Annotated in this window: 7 protein-coding genes; 6 read left to right on the top strand and 1 reads right to left on the bottom strand. The window is 69.6% G+C overall.

Annotation, left to right across the window (positions count from 1 at the left end; translation table 11 throughout):
- The first annotated feature begins 10 nt into the window (after window positions 1–10).
- From ACQEVO_RS26650 to ACQEVO_RS26625, 6 genes are all read left to right on the top strand, one after another.
- Window positions 11–1,864 carry an ABC transporter ATP-binding protein gene (locus tag ACQEVO_RS26650; protein WP_432918563.1) on the top strand — a complete coding sequence of 618 codons (1,854 nt, stop codon included), beginning with the start codon at window positions 11–13 and terminating at the stop codon, window positions 1,862–1,864.
- A complete protein-coding gene (locus ACQEVO_RS26645) occupies window positions 1,861–3,597 on the top strand; it encodes an ABC transporter ATP-binding protein (protein WP_432918560.1) in 1,737 nt (578 codons plus the stop codon). Before ACQEVO_RS26650 ends, ACQEVO_RS26645 begins: the two co-directional genes overlap by 4 nt.
- Before the next feature lie 263 nt (window positions 3,598–3,860).
- Window positions 3,861–4,913, top strand: a complete 1,053-nt coding sequence (locus tag ACQEVO_RS26640; RefSeq protein WP_432918557.1) for an AMP-binding protein — start codon at window positions 3,861–3,863, stop codon at window positions 4,911–4,913.
- A 181-nt stretch (window positions 4,914–5,094) separates the two neighbouring features.
- Window positions 5,095–6,036 (top strand): methionyl-tRNA formyltransferase, encoded by a 942-nt coding sequence (locus tag ACQEVO_RS26635; protein ID WP_432918554.1) that lies wholly within the window; start codon window positions 5,095–5,097, stop codon window positions 6,034–6,036.
- A gap of 212 nt (window positions 6,037–6,248) precedes the next feature.
- Complete coding sequence (locus ACQEVO_RS26630) at window positions 6,249–9,731, top strand: amino acid adenylation domain-containing protein (RefSeq protein WP_432923019.1); 3,483 nt, start codon at window positions 6,249–6,251, stop codon at window positions 9,729–9,731.
- Between the two features lie 34 nt (window positions 9,732–9,765).
- Window positions 9,766–11,067, top strand: coding sequence for a SidA/IucD/PvdA family monooxygenase (locus tag ACQEVO_RS26625; RefSeq protein ID WP_432918551.1), 1,302 nt, complete (start codon window positions 9,766–9,768; stop codon window positions 11,065–11,067).
- A gap of 131 nt (window positions 11,068–11,198) precedes the next feature.
- On the opposite strand, the gene nbtC is transcribed toward ACQEVO_RS26625, so the two are convergent.
- Window positions 11,199–15,542 (bottom strand): nocobactin polyketide synthase NbtC, encoded by a 4,344-nt coding sequence (gene nbtC, locus ACQEVO_RS26620; RefSeq protein ID WP_432923017.1) that lies wholly within the window; start codon window positions 15,540–15,542, stop codon window positions 11,199–11,201.
- Window positions 15,543–15,574: the final 32 nt, after the last annotated feature.

The following is a 15,574-nucleotide window of genomic DNA, read 5'->3' as shown; positions in this document are numbered from 1 at the left end:
AGGCGGGAACATGACTGTGGAGGCCGCGCCGCTCACGGCGGCGGAGACGGGGAACCGGCCCCCGCGCGCACAGCAGAAGGCGCAGAAACAGCGAGAAGCGCAGGCGCGCAAAGAAATCCTGGCCCCGGTGAACGGGGCACTCACGGTGGCGAGCGGGCTCGTCGCGGTGGCTTCGATCGCGAACGTCATCCCGTTCGTACTGATCGTGGAGGCATGCCGGGAACTGCTCGCGGACCCGGTCGACGCCGGCCGGATCCGGACTCTGCTGTGGGCCGCGGTGATCGTGCTGGTCGTGCGGGGTCTGTTGCAGGCGGTCGCGCTGAGCTGGTCGCATCATGTGGACGGTGGTTTCCAGCTGGCCGTCCGGCGCGCGCTCGCCGATAAGCTCACCCGGGTTCCGCTGGGCTGGTTCGGCGAACGCACCTCGGGCGAGGTGAAGAAGTACCTGCAGGACGATGTCGAGAAGTTGCACTATCTGGTGGCGCACGCCCGGCTCGACTTCGTCGGCGGGGTGGTGGTTCCGGTGGTCACCCTGGTCTACCTGTTCACGGTGGACTGGCGGCTGACGCTGGTGCTGCTGGTGCCGCTCGTGGCCTACGCGCTGACGATGAGCCGCATGATGGATCGCACCAGTATGGACCGGCTCGCGGTGTACAGCCGCTGGGAGCGGCGGGTGCAGGCGGCGACCATCGAATTCGTGGACGGCATCCAGGTGGTCCGTGCCTTCGGTCAAGCCGGTCGGGCGCACCACGAATTCCAGGAGGCGGTGGACGGGCAGACCGCGGCCTTCACCCGCTGGAAGAACCCGATGATCCGGTTGCAGGCGCTCGCCGACCTCACCGTGGCGCCGGTCTTCGTCATGCTGGTGATCGTGTTCGCCGGGCTGGCGGCGGTGGGGCTGGACTGGGCGCAGCCGCTGGACCTACTGCCCTTCCTGCTGGTCGGGCTCGGGCTCGGCAGTTCGCTGCTGGGTCTCGGATACGGCGGGCAGGCGCTGCGTGAAGCCGGCGCCGCGGCGGTGCGGTTGTACGACCTGCAGCAGACCCCGGAGTTGCAGACCGCAGCGCCCGGCGATGCCGCGGAACCGGCCGGCGATCCGGCCGGGCTGGTGCGTTTCGAAGGGGTGGCGTTCGGCTATCGCGACGACCACCAGGTGCTCCGGGATATCGACCTGGAACTGCGCCCGGGGACCATCACCGCGCTGGTCGGGCCGAGCGGCTCGGGTAAATCGACACTGGCCAAACTGCTGCCCCGGTTCTACGACGTGGACGCGGGCCGGATCACCATCGGTGGCCGCGATATCCGCGACTTCGCCTCCGAAGAGCTCTATCGCACGGTCGGATTCGTCTTCCAGGATGTGCGACTGATCCGCGGTTCGGTCCGCGAGAACCTGCTGCTGGCCCGGCCGGACGCCGACGCCGAGACGGTGGAGGCGGCCGCCCGCGCGGCGCAGATCCACGAGCGGATCCTGGCACTGCCGCGTGGGTACGACTCCGAGATCGGTGTGGACGCCACCCTGTCCGGTGGTGAGGCACAGCGGCTCTCGATCGCGCGGGCGCTACTGGCCGATACGCCGGTGCTGGTGCTCGACGAGGCGACGGCCTTCGCCGATCCGGAATCGGAAGCCGCGGTGCAGGACGCACTGGCCAGGCTGGTCGCCGGACGGACGGTCCTGGTGATCGCGCACCGGCTGCACACCATCACTGGTGTGGACCGGATCGTGGTGCTGGAGAACGGCACCCTGGCCGAACAAGGTGATCACGCCACCCTGTGTGCCGCGGGCGGAACCTACCAGCGGTTGTGGGAGATCAACGAGGCCGCGCTCGGCGCGGTCACGACAGCGGACAGCGGGGATATCCGATGATCAAGAAGTTGCTCGCGCTGGTGCCGGCGGAGTTCGCACCGCTGGTGCCGCGACTGCTTGCCGTAATCGCCGGCCAGGCTTCGAGCCAGGCGCTGGCCTACCTCCTGCTGGTCCCCGTGCTGGAGGCGTTGTTCGGCGGGGATCTGCCACGAGCCTGGTTCTGGGCGCTGCTGATGCTGGTCGCGGTGGTGGCGATGGCTGTGTTCGGTTATCTGCAGACGACCATCGGCCTGCGCATCGCGATCGGGATGCAGCGCGGGCTGCAAACCCGGATCGGCGACCATTTGAACGCCCTGCCGCTGGGCTGGTTCGAAACCCACGGCGCGGGGCCGCTGTCCCGGCTGACGGTGGAGAACGTCCGCGAACTGCAGCAGGCCACGGCCTATCTGCTGGCCAAGGTACTGGGCAGCATCGTGGTGCCGATCGCGGTCGCGGTGGGCATGCTGTTCATCGACTGGCGGATCGCGCTGGCCATGCTGCTGTCGGCACCGGTGCTGTTCGCGGTGAACACGCTCGCGGCGCGGTCCTACGCGGCGGCGGACGCGCGGGCGCACGCGGCCGCCGGTGAAGCCGATGCGCGGGTCGTGGAATTCGCGCAGGCACAGCCGGTGCTGCGGTCCCTGGGCGCGGTCGGCGCCGGGAATCGCGCGCTGGACGCGGCGCTGGAAGAGCAACGGTCGGCCTCGACGAAACTGGTCTACACATCGGTGCCCGGGCTCATCGTCTTCTCGCTGTGTATCCAGGCGGTGTTCCTGGTACTCGCCTATATCGTGGTGAGCCGGGCGACCGGTGGTTCGATCTCGGCGCCGGTGGCGATCGCGCTCATCGCGGTGAGCGCGCGGTTCATCGAACCGCTCACTCTGGCCGCGCAGCTCGGTACCGGCCTGCGGGGCGCGGCGGCGTCGGTGGAGCGGCTCACCGAACTGCTGAACACGCCGACCCTGCCGGAGTTCCGGGGGCCGGTGACACCGGGTGCGCCCGATATCGAGTTCCGGGATGTCGAATTCTCCTACCGCCCCGGCGAGCCGGTGCTCTCCGGGCTCACCTTCACCGTTCCGGCCGGGACCACCACGGCGGTGGTGGGACCCAGCGGGGCGGGGAAGACGACGGTGCTGCGGCTGGCCGCGCGGTTCTACGACGCGGATTCCGGGCAGGTGGCCGTCGCCGGGCACGATGTGCGCGAACAGCCGTCGGAGACCCTGCTGAACCAGGTATCGCCGGTGTTCCAGAACGTGTACCTGTTCAACCGCTCGGTCGCCGAGAACATCCGGATCGGCCGGCTCGACGCCACCGACGACGAGGTGCGGCGGGCCGCGGCGGCCGCGCGCGTGGACGAGATCGCGCAGCGGTTGCCGGACGGGTACGAATCGCCGGTCGGGGAGGGCGGTGCCCTGCTGTCCGGCGGTGAGCGGCAACGGGTCTCGATCGCGCGGGCGCTGCTCAAGGACGCGCCGATCGTGCTGCTGGACGAGGCCACCAGCGCGCTGGACCCGCACAGCGAGGCGGCGGTGGTGCGGGGTATCCACGAGCTGACCCGGGGCAAAACGGTGATCGTGGTGGCCCACCGGCTGGCCACCATCGCGCATGCCGATCAGATCCTGTTCCTCGACGAGGGCCGGATCGTGGAGCGCGGTACCCACTCCGAACTGCTGGAACTCGGCGGCCGGTACGCGGACTTCTGGAACGAGCGGTCGCGGGCGGGCGGCTGGCGATTGGAACAGGCCGTGGGATAGGGGGATTCCGGTGCCGTCGAGGTGGGCGCGGTATTCGGGCCCGGTCGCGCACGACACGCCCGGGCGGTGTGTTAGCTTAGCCTAAGCAATACGACCGATAGGCCGGGGGCGTGGTATGGAGAATCGCCCTCTCGCCATGTAAGGTTAGCCTAAGTTAAAGCGTCACGTCGGTTCGGCCCACCGCCGCACCGAGAAGTAGAGGAGAACCGGTGCACGATTGTCTCGTCGTCGCCGGTTCCACCGCCCGTAGCAGGAGGTGACTGATGACCGTCGTCGACGATATCAGGGGTGTCGAACCGCTGGCCTTACCCAGCATGACGGCCGTCGAGCGGGAACGGATTCTCGGTGAATGGGCGGCGGGTGTGGAACCCTACGACGTCTCCGCGCTGGTCACCGTGATCAGGCACGGTCATATGGTTCCGGAGAGCCGGGTGGCGGCGCGCTGCGCCGGTGAGGTGCTCACCTACGGTGATCTCTTCCGTGGCCACGACCGGCTCCAGGGTGTACATCGCTCGTCCGCGGTGCCCACCGCGACCGGAATCAGCACCCTGCTGGCCGAATTCATCACCGCCTCGCGGGTCGGTGTCGGGCGGTTCGGGGGCAACGGCCTGCTCCTGGGCGCCGACGCGCTCGCGGTGGCGGTGGCCGATCGCCGCGGTGTCGCCGCCGATCGCCGCCTGCGCCGCTGCGACCCCGCACTGCGACCCGCGGACTGCCGGTTGCTGGCCCTGCCGTGGAGCGATCCGCAGAACTGCGTCGACCTGCTCGCCGCCTGGGCGTCCGGGGCCTGCGTGGTGGTCCCGACCGAACAGCAGCGCCGGGACCCGGCCCAGCTGGCCGGCCTGATCGAAACCTACGGGGTCACGCAGGTGGTCGCGGACGCCGAACTGCCGGTTCTGCTGATGGCCGAGGGAATCGGCCCGTTGCCGACCGTGGCCCGCTGGGATCTGGTCGGCACCTACGGCGGGTCGGCGCTGACCGAGGCGGTCCGGTATCTCTCGCCCGATGCCGTGGCCACGGTCGCATACCATTCACCGGCCTATCTCGGCGCCGTCGCGCGGGGGCCGCTGTCGCCGAGCGGCTGGGTCCGGCCGGTGCCCGGGGCGAAGGTGCTGCTCCTCGACGAAGAGCAGCGACTGGTGCCGCCCGGTGTCGTGGGAGATGTGTACGTCGGTGGACGGTCGCTCGGTGCCGAGATGGCCGGTGGTGACCGGGACCGTTTCGTCCGCGACCCCTACGAACCCGACGGCCGGTTGTTCCGGACTTCGCACCGCGGCTGGTGGACCCCGGAAGGCCGCCTGATCATCGAATCCTAGACCTGCACAAGGGTCGCCGGCGCGGAGCCGGGTGCGCACGCCGGTCGGCCCCCCGGGGTTCGGAGCCCGTCTCGGCTCCGGGCCGGCGGAACGGAGCTCCGAGACCTGAGGGCTCCGCGCAGCGCGCCGCTTGAACGGGTGCCGAAATGACAATCCAGATTCATACAGATGGGGTTTCTTCATGCGTATCGTCTCGTTCGGGTTCCAGACCTGGGGGCGAAAGACCTTGCAGGCGTTGATCGATTCCGAGCACGAGGTGGTACTCGCGGTCACGCACCCGGCGAGTGAGGATTCCTACAAGGGGATCTGGTCGGATTCGGTGGAGGAACTCGCGCGCGAGCACGGGATTCCGGTCCATCTGACAGAGCGGGCGGATGACGAGACCATCGATCTGGTCAAGCGTGCCGAGCCGGATGTGATCGTGGTGAACAGCTGGTACACCTGGATGCCGCCGGAGCTGTACAACATGCCCACGCACGGCACGCTCAATCTGCACGATTCGCTGCTGCCGAAGTTCACCGGTTTTTCCCCGGTGCTGTGGGCACTGATCAGCGGGGCATCCGAATTCGGGCTGACCGTGCACCGGATGGACGAACAGCTGGATACCGGCGATATTCTCGTGCAGCATTCGCTGCCGATCGGCCCGGAGGCCACCGGAACCGAATTGGTGCTCGCCGGTATGGAACTCATTCCCGGCGCCGTGCACGAGGCGCTCGACGCCCTCGCCTCGGGTACCGCGGTGTGGCGTCCGCAGGACAAGGCGGCGCGCACCTATTTCCACAAACGGTCCGACCGGGACAGCCGGATCGATTGGCGCACCCCGGCCATCGATCTGGAGCGGTTCGTGCGGGCGTTGTCCGCGCCGTATCCGCGGGCGTTCAGCTACTACCGCGGTGAGCGGATCGAGGTGCTGGAATCCGGTGTGTCCGCCGCGCGGTACGGCGGGACGCAGGGGCGGGTAATCGTGCAGGAAGGTGGCGGCGTCGTGGTGTGCGGGCCGGACGCCTACCGGGGTGAGAACCACGGACTGTTGATCACCCGGGTTCGCGATGCCGGCGGGGTGGAGCACAGTGGTGCCGAATTCTTCCGCCGCGGCGGGTATTTGACCGACGCGCCCGAATAGCGCGGCGGTAGCCGGTGCTTGCGATCACCCGTGTCCGGTGTAGCGGACACGGGTGATCGTCGTACCCGGCGGCGGGGGCGACGGCGATCCGACTTCACGGATAAGGTTAGGCAAGCCTATGTAAATGGGTTACGCTGCTTGCGCGGCATTTCCGCGGAGTGATTGGAGTGGCAGCGGTGGCGGAGTCAGGGCAACACGTCTCGGCGGTCGGTATGGACGAGGTCCGGGCCGCGGTTGCCGAGCAATTGGGCCTCACCGTGGACGATCTCGCCGCGGACGCGGATCTCATCCGGCTGGGCCTGGATTCCATCCGCACCATGAAACTCGCCGGTCTGTGGCGGAAGCAGGGCAGCGGTATCACCTTCGCCGAACTGGTGGCCGCGCCGACCCTCGCGGACTGGTATCGCCTGCTCGCCGTCCCGCCGCCGGAAGCCGGAACGGACGCCCCGCAGCGCACCGAAGACTCTGCCCCGGAGGCGAACACGGCTGTCGAACCGGAGCCGGACGACGCGGCGGAATTCGAACCGTTCCCGCTGGGGCCCATGCAGCACGCCTACTGGATCGGCCGCTCCGACGAACAGGAACTCGGTGGCGTCGCCGCGCATCTGTACGTCGAATTCGACGGTGCCGGACTCGTTCCGGACCGGCTGGAGCGGGCGGTGTCCGCGCTGGTCGCGGCCCATCCCATGTTGCGCACGAAGGTGCTGCCCGACGGTAGGCAGCAGACATTGCCCGCACCCGCGCGGCCGGTGTTCACGACGGTGGACCTGCGCGCCGAATCCGCCGCCGCGGCGGCCGCCGAACTGGAGCGGATCCGCGAGCGGATGACCCACCAGCGGCTCGATATCGCCGCGGGCCAGATGCTCGAGGTGGTGCTGAGCCGGTGCCCCGGCGGCCGGACCCGGCTGCATCTGGACGTCGATATGATCGCCGGCGATGCGCTGAGCTACCGCATCCTGGTCGCCGATCTGGCCGAGCTCTACCACGGCCGCGAACTGCCGCGACAGACCTACAGTTATCGCCGCTACCGCACCGAACGCACCGCCGACCCGGTGGCCCGCGAGCGCGACCGGCAGTGGTGGCAGCAGCGCCTGCCCGAACTGCCCGGCGCCCCGGAACTGCCGGCCCCACCGGGTGGTCAGCGCGCCGGCGAGCGCCGGACTGTCCGCTATCACCACTGGCTGGCGCCGGAGGACCGGCAGCGGCTGCTGGCCGCGGCGCACGAGCGCGGTATCACCCCGGCCATGGCGCTGGCGGCGGTGTTCGCCGAAACCATCGGCGGCTGGTCGGCGCAGAGCCGGTTCCTGCTGAATGTGCCGCTGTTCCACCGGGAACCGGTGCATCCGGGCGTCGACCGGGTGGTGGGTGATTTCAGTTCGTCGATCATGCTCGAGGTGGACGTCACCGATAACGTGACCGTCACCGAGCGCGCCCGCGCCCTCCAGCGCACCATGCACGAAAGTGGTGCGCATACGGCGTATTCCGGGTTGGAGGTCCTGCGCGATCTCGGCCGGCACCGAGGTGAGCCGGTACTCGCGCCCATCGTCTACACCAGTGCGCTGAATTTGGGCGAACTGTTCGCCGAGTCCGTCACCGCGACCTTCGGTGAGCCGGTGTGGATTATTTCGCAGGGCCCGCAGGTGCTGCTGGACGCGCAGGTCACCGAGGTGAACGGCGGTCTGCTGCTCAACTGGGATGTCCGCGAATCGGCCTTCCCGGCGGGCATGGTCGAGGTGATGTTCGCCCGCTACACCGAGGCCGTGACCCGGTTGTGCGAGGGATCCGCCGGCTGGGAAGCCGAGGCACCGGTGCGGTTGCCCGTGGCGCAGGCGCAGGTGCGGGCCAAGGTCAACGCGACCGACGGTCCGGTGAGCGGCCGCTGCCTGCACGAGGGGTTCTTCGAACACGCCCGGACCGACCCGGACCGGCCGGCGATCGTCTGGACCCGCGACGGCGTGGACGGCGGATTCACCTACGGTGAATTGGCGGGCCGGGCGTTGGCGGTGGCGGGAGCGTTGCGCGCGGCCGGTGTACAAACCGGTGCGACGGTGGCCGTGCAACTGCCCAAAGGACCCGATCAGATCGTCGCGGTGCTGGGTGTGCTGGCGGCCGGCGGGGTCTATGTGCCGATCGGATTCGATCAGCCCACCGGCCGCCGGGCCGAGATCCTGCGCACCGGGGATATCACGGTGGCGCTCACGGTGGACGATGCCGATATGGGGGATGCGGCGATTCGCTGCCTGCCGATCTCGGCGGCGGCGCAGTTCGCCGAACCGCTCACCTCTCCGGTCGCGCCGGCCCCGGCCGCGCTCGCCTACATCATCTTCACTTCGGGATCCACCGGCGTGCCCAAGGGCGTCGAGGTGCCGCACGCCGCCGCGATGAACACCATCGACGCGGTGAACGACTGGTTCACGGTGGGTCGTGACGATCGCGTACTCGCGTTGTCGGCCTTGGAATTCGATGCTTCGGTCTACGACATCTTCGGTATGTTCTCGGCCGGCGGTTCGCTCGTGGCGCTGGACGCCGGGCAACGTGCGGAGGCGACCACCTGGGTGGATCTGCTACGCCGGCATGGTGTGACGATCCTCAACTGCGTGCCCGCCATGCTGGACATGATCCTGGAAATCGGCGGTGACGAGCTCGGCGATTCGCTGCGTGCGGTCACCCTCGGCGGCGACTGGGTGGGCGCGGATCTGGCCCGGCGCCTGGCCCGCCAGGTTCCGGGCTGCCGATTCTCCGGTCTGGGCGGGGCCACCGAGACGGCCATCCACAACACCATCTGCGAGGTCGCCGACCCGCCGGAACACTGGTCGACCGTGCCGTTCGGGGTACCGCTGCGCAATGTGCGCTGCCGCGTGGTCTCCGCCGCCGGCCGGGACTGTCCGGACTGGGTACCAGGTGAGTTCTGGGTGGGCGGGGCGAATGTGGCCGCGGGCTACCGCAACGATCCCGAGCGGACCGCCGCGCGCTTCGTCGAACACGACGGCCTGCGCTGGTACAAGACCGGCGATATGGCCCGCTACTGGCCCGACGGCACGATCGAATTCCTCGGCCGGGCCGATCACCAGGTGCAGATCCGCGGGTACCGGGTGGAACTCGGTGAGGTCGAGACCGCGTTGCGCACCGTGCCCGGAGTACGGCATGCGGTCGCCGCGGTGGTGGCAGCGGGTGCGCCCACCCTCGTGGCCGCGGTGGCCGGTGCGCAGGGGGACGCGGACGATATCGTCGCGGCAGTTTCGGACCGGCTGCCCGCCTACATGATTCCGGCCCGCATCGAGATCCTGGACGAAATGCCGTTGACCGCTAACGGGAAACTGGATCGCCGGGCAGTGGTGGCGCTGCTGGCCGCGGATTCGGCGGCCGCGGTCGAGAACGCACCGCGTGACGAGGTGGAAGCCGCGCTGCTCGATATCGTCGCCGGTGTACTGGGCGGGGCCCGGATCGGCGTGCACGACGATTTCTTCCGGCTGGGTGGGGATTCGGTACTGGCCACCACCGCGATCGCGCGGATCCGCGAATGGCTCGACGCCGACCAGGCGCTGGTCGCCGATATCTTCGCCGCGCGCACGGTCGCGGCACTGGCCGCGCGGCTGACCGCGGCCGATCCGCAGCCGGGCCGGTTGGCGCAGGTGGCCCGGGTGTACCTGGAGGTCGCGGGGATGAGCGACGACGAAGTGCTCGCGCAAACCTAGCCGGATGTCCGGCTCGGCGGCGTGGGAGTGAGAGATGGGAGAACCGGTGGACAGACTTCTGGTGCTGGGCGCGGGCCCGAAAGCCATGGCGGTCGCGGCGAAAGCCCACGTATTGCGCCGGCTCGGAATGCCCGCCCCGCAGGTGACCGTCGTCGAAGCGCATGCGGTGGGCGGGAATTGGCTGCCCAGCGGAGGATGGACCAACGGTCAGCACCGGCTCGGTACCAGCCCGGAGAAGGATATCGGCTTCCCGTACCACTCGGTGTGGGCGCGTAGCCGCAACCGGGAGATCGACGAGGCCATGCTGACGTTCAGCTGGACGTCGTTCCTGGTCGAACGCGGCACCTACGCCGAATGGGTCGACCGCGGGCGGCCCAGTCCGCAACACCATCTCTGGGCCAAATACCTGCAATGGGTCGCGGACAAGGCCGAAGTGGACGTGGTCGCGGGCGCGGTGCGCAAGGTGTCGGCGGGCGCCGAGGGGTGGCTGGTCTCGGTGGTCGACGCCGACGGATTCGCCACCGATATCGCGGCGGAACGGCTGATGATCACCGGGCCCGGCAACAGCCGCCGGGCCATGGCGGATCACCCGAAAATGCTGAGTATCGCCGATTTCTGGGATCTGGTCGGCCGCCGGCAGCTGCCGGTGTCGTCGCGGGCCGCGGTGATCGGCGGCGGCGAGACCGCCGCCTCGGCCATGGACGAACTGGTGCGCCACGATGTGCTCACCGTATCGGTGATCTCGCCGGCGGCCACGATCTATACCCGCGGTGAGAGTTACTTCGAGAACTCGCTGTTCAGCGATCCCGCGAAATGGCGTGGGCTCAGTATCGAGGAACGCCGCGATGTGGTGCGGCGGACCGACCGCGGCGTCTTCTCGGTCCGGGTGCAGGAGAATCTGCTCGGCGACGCCCGGGTGCATCATCTGCAGGGCCGGGTGGTGCAGGTGGCCGATCAGGACGGGGGTGTCGCGCTCACGCTGCGCAACGAGAACCGCCCGGATCGCGTGCACGCCTTCGACCTGGTGGTGGATGCCACCGGCGGCCAGCCGCTGTGGTTCCTGGACATGTTCGACACCGACGCCGCCGATCTGGTGGAACTGGCCATCGGCGGGCCGATCACCCAGCAGCGCCTGGAATCGTCGATCGGCTACGACCTGGCGGTATCGGGTCTGGACACCAAGCTCTACCTGCCCAACCTGGCCGGTTTGGCGCAGGGGCCGGGTTTCCCGAACCTCAGCTGCCTCGGGCAGCTCTCGGACCGTGTGCTGGGTCCCGAGCCGGACCGGTTGCGCTCCGGTGTCACCCGGCTGCGCGGGAATTCCGCCGCGCGCTGATCACGGCTGCGGAATCGCCGGCCGATGGTTCGGTGATTCCGCACCGGCCGGATGCGGGCCGGTACGAGACCGCTACCGCCTGGACCGGAGGAACGCGCAGTGTGTGTCCTCCGGTCCGGCGCAGGTTCGGACTATTCACGGACGGCGGCGAACACCCGCTGGTCGAGGAGGGCCAGCGGGTGGCCCGGCTCGGGGAGCACCAGCATCGGAGTGAAACCCGCCGACCGCAGCTGGTCGCACCACTCGTCCTCGGTGAGGAAGATGCGCGCGCCCTGCCGGATATCGTCCTTCCCGGGGTGAGTGCCGCCGGGGGCGGCGGACATCAGGAACTTCATCGAGGTGAGCAGGGGATAGTTCGCTTTGCACGCCTCGACGAAGACCACCGCGCCTCCCGGTTCCAGCAGCGCGTGCAGATCCCGCAGCATTTCTCCGATATGCAGGGCGTTGTGCAGGACGTTCGCGCCGATCACCAGGTCGTAGCGGTCGGTGCTGCCGCGCAGATCCGCGTTCATATCCACGATCCCGTAGCGCATCCACGGCTGCGCGGCGAAACGTTCCCGCGCGGCGTTGAGGAAGAATGTGGACAGATCGGTGAAGTGATAATCCACGGGGAGATCCGCGAGCCCGGCGATGACTTCGTCGGTGGTGCCGCCGATACCGGCGCCCAGCTCCAGGATCCGGACGGGTGCCCGCTCCGGGGCGATACGCGCGGCGATCCCCGCGACCGCTTCGCGGGCCGCCAGGTTCAGGTAGTGGCTGATGAGGTTCTCACGGTAGGCGCCCTCAGCGGTGAGCATATCCCCGCCGGGGAACAGCAACTCCTGGACACGGAGGCGATCCTGGGCCAATCCGGTGAGGTTGTCGGCCGAGCTGTGCAGGAAATCGGCGAACTGGGGTGAATAGCCGAGATCTGCGCAGATGCGGTGCAGATCGGTGTTGTGCGGTGCCGGTGGGGGTGCGGCCGTACGGTAGCCGCGGATCGGGTCGTATTCCAGGCAGCCCTCGCCGGTGAGCTCGCCGAGCCAGCGGCGCAGCAGCCAGTGGTGCCGTTCGGCGAACCCGACGCGGGCGGCGATATCGTCGGCGGTGTGGAAGCCGCCGTCGCCGAGTGCGGGGGCGACGGTGGTGAGCATGGCCCGCATCCCGGCGATATCGAGGTCGCGGCGGGCGATTCGCAGGGTTTCCGGATCGAGGTCGTGGGGGACGGCCCGCTGCGCGGTTTCCCGGGCGAATGCGGCGATCTCGGCGGGTGTAGCGGGCGCGTTCGTGCGGACTGTCGTCCGGGAAGCCAGTGGTTCCACGGCAGACGAGGTGATGGTCTGCCGAACCGCCGGTGAATCCACGCCCGGCCCGGTCGGGGCGAGCTGAGGTTCGGGCGCCTTCACAGCGGAACCGAGTGGAACACGCTGGGGTCCGGCCGTTCTCGCGGCCGCCGGCGGCGTGGCGGGTGAGTGCGCGGCCGGTCGAGAGGTCGCCGGCGGTGCCGGGGTACCGCCCGATCCGAGCCGGCTCGTGATGGATTCGACTGTCGCGCCGCCGAGCAGATCGGTGACCGGGAGGTCGTAGCCGAATTCGCGGTCGATCCGCCGCCGGAATTCCAGGGCTTGCAGGGAATCCAGGCCCAGTGCCACCAGCGGGCGGGTGGTGTCGAGAGCATCGCTGTCCTCGGCACCCAGCACCTCGGTGAGCAGCTCGGTTACCCGGTGCCCGAGATCGGCCACGGGAGCCGCCGCGGCGGACACCTCGGGCAGTGCCGGTGCGGAAGTGCTCAGTTCGGCGAGCACCTGGCCGTATCCGTAGGCATCGAGTACCGAACGGCCGCGGTCCCAGTCGAATGCGGCGACGATCGCGTTGCGCGATAGCCCACTCAACCCGAGGGCGATGGCGTCCGCGGAATCCATGGGACGGTAGCCGACCGCGGCGAGCTGGGCGGAGTCGGACTCGTTCCGGCCCCGATAGGCCGCCCACTGGCCCCATTGGACGGATACGCAGTGGTGTCCCGCGGCGCGGGCGCGCTGCGCGCAGGCATCGAGCATCCGGTTCGCGGCCGCGTAGACGATTTTGCCGCGTCCGCCGAGTGTGGCGACGAGGGAGGAGAAGAGCACGGTGTGACAGTTCGCGGCGGTGGGCAGCGCGGCGAGCAGGCCCTCGATATCGATCGCTTTACCGTGCAGCACCTGCCGGACCTGGGCGGTGGTGATCGACTCGAGTTCCAGTTCCGTCACCCCGGCGTAGTCGGCGGCGGCGTGCAGCACGAGGTCCAGGGGTTCGGCGTCCAGTTGCGCGGCCAGCCGCGAGACCGCGACCGGATCGCCGATATCGCAGGCGAGTATCCGGATCGTGGTGCGGGTGGACTGTCGCACCGTGGCGAGGGCGGCGGTGGTTTCGGGGGTCTCCCCGGATCGGCTCACCAAGGTGATGTGCGTGGCCCCGGCCCGGGCGTAGTGTTCGCAGAGCTGCCGGCCCAGGGTGCCGGTGCCGCCGGTGATCAGGATGTTCGCCGGAGTACGGGGCGTGCCGGGAAGGTCGGCGAGTTGCAGGCGTTTCGCGTATACGCCGCCGTCGCGCAGCGCGAGTTCGGTTTCCCCGCCGGTGTGCAGGGCGGTCAGGATCGCGTTCGCCGGCGTATCCGGCCGTACATCGAGGTGCGCGAACCGAACCCCGGGAAATTCGGTTCCCGCACAACGGAAACCGGCGCTGATGGCGGCCGCCGCGGGGTGCGGTGCGGGGTCCTCGGCGCGGACGGCTTCCCCGTCGGTGGTGACGAGCCAGCAGCCGGTGATGCCGTCGGCGAGACCACTCCACCAGGCGCGCGTTCCGAAGAAGTCCGCGATCGCGGCGGTGGCGGCCGCCGTGTCCGGTTCGGTGTACTCGGGCAGCAGTACGACGAGTGTGTCGATATCCCCCGCGACCGGCCCGGCGGCCGGGTCTACGAGCCGCGCGGTGGCGCCGTGGTTCGCGGCCTCGGTGCACAGCGCCGTCGCGAGGCCGGTTCGGGTGCCCGAATGGTCGACGATGCCCAGATGGCGCGGCGCGGTCATGGTGCGGCGGCTCAGCCGGGTCCAGTTCTCGACGAGCAGCTGGGCGCGGAAGGTCTCCGGCGCCGGTTCGGGCTTTTCCGGTGCGGCGGGCGCGGTGGCCGGGGTGGCGGTGCGTTCCGGCGAATCCGCCTTGTACGGCAACCACAGCCGCACATCGTTCATCCGGACGTGCGGGAAATCCGGCAGCGGCAGCGACGGCGGCGTATCGGTCGCCGAACGCAGGCTCTCCCACCGGTAGTCCGGATCGTCGACCGCGAGCGCGGCGAGATTCCGGGTGAATTCGCTCAGATCGGTGGCGGCGCGGTGCGAGGTATCCAGCACCCGCGCGGCCGGATCGGCCGCCGCGGCGAGATTCTCCTCGATCGCGACGCGCAGGGCCGGATGATCGGAGATCTCGACGAATGTGCCGATATCGCGGGCGGCTGCCGCGGCTATTGCCTTGTCGAAACGCACCGGGTTGCGCAGATTCCAGAACCAGTAGTCGCCGAACGGGGTCTCGGGCGTGATCTCCTCACCCAGGGTGGCGCCGAAGCAGGCGCTCGTGCCGGCGGCGAAGTACCGGTCCGCCGACAGGCCCCGGACCGCGGCGTCGATCTCGGTGCGGAGTTCGTTCACCACGCTGGTGTGCGCCGGGTACCGGACCCGGATCTCGCGGGCGAAAATGCCTTGTTCGGTGCAGGCGGCCACCACTTCGGCGATGGTCGCGCGTTCGCCGGACAGCGCGGTCATGGTGGGGGAGTTCACCACCGAGACCTGCGCCCAGCCCGACCGCCGGGCGAGTAGTTGTTCGCAGGTTTCGCGATCCGCCGCGACCACGGCCATGGCGTAGTCGCCGGAGGAAATCGTGTCCACCGCGCGAGCGCGGGTGCCGGCGATCTGCACGGCATCGGTCAGCGGCATCAGTCCGGAGACGTAGGCCGCGGCGATCTCGCCCTGGCTGTGCCCGACCGTCGCGGCGGGTGTCACGCCCAGTGCACGCCACATGGCCGCGATCCCCGCCATCTGGGTGAACAGCGCGGGTTGCACGATCCGGGCGCTGTCGTCCGCGGGCGCGTTCGCGTCGAGCAGATAGTCCAGGGGAGAGTGCGCGAACAGTTCGCGGAATGCCGCGTCGCAGCGGTCGGCTTCGGCGCGGTAGGCGGGTACGCCGTCGTAGAACAACCGGCCCATACCGGGGCGTTGCCCGCCCTGGCCGGGAAACACGAAGGCGATCCCGCGTCCCGGCGTGGTGGAGCGGACGACCGCGGGGTGATCGGCACCCGCGGCCACGGCACGCAGGGCGTCGATCAGTTCGGCGGTATCGGTGACCATGGCCAGTGCGCGGTGTCGCCGCGCCACCCGGGTGCGGAAGATCATCTCCGCGACCCGCCCGGCCGGGACCCGCGGCCGGGATTCGAGATAGCCGAGCAGATCGCCGGCCTCGGCGGCCAGCAGGGCGGGGGTCGGCGCCGACAGGAGGACCGGAA

It is taken from the genome of Nocardia sp. CA-290969, from assembly GCF_050936135.1.
GTDB lineage: Bacteria > Actinomycetota > Actinomycetes > Mycobacteriales > Mycobacteriaceae > Nocardia.
Note: the sequence above shows the minus strand (reverse complement) of the source record. Positions and strands in the feature narration are given on the sequence as shown.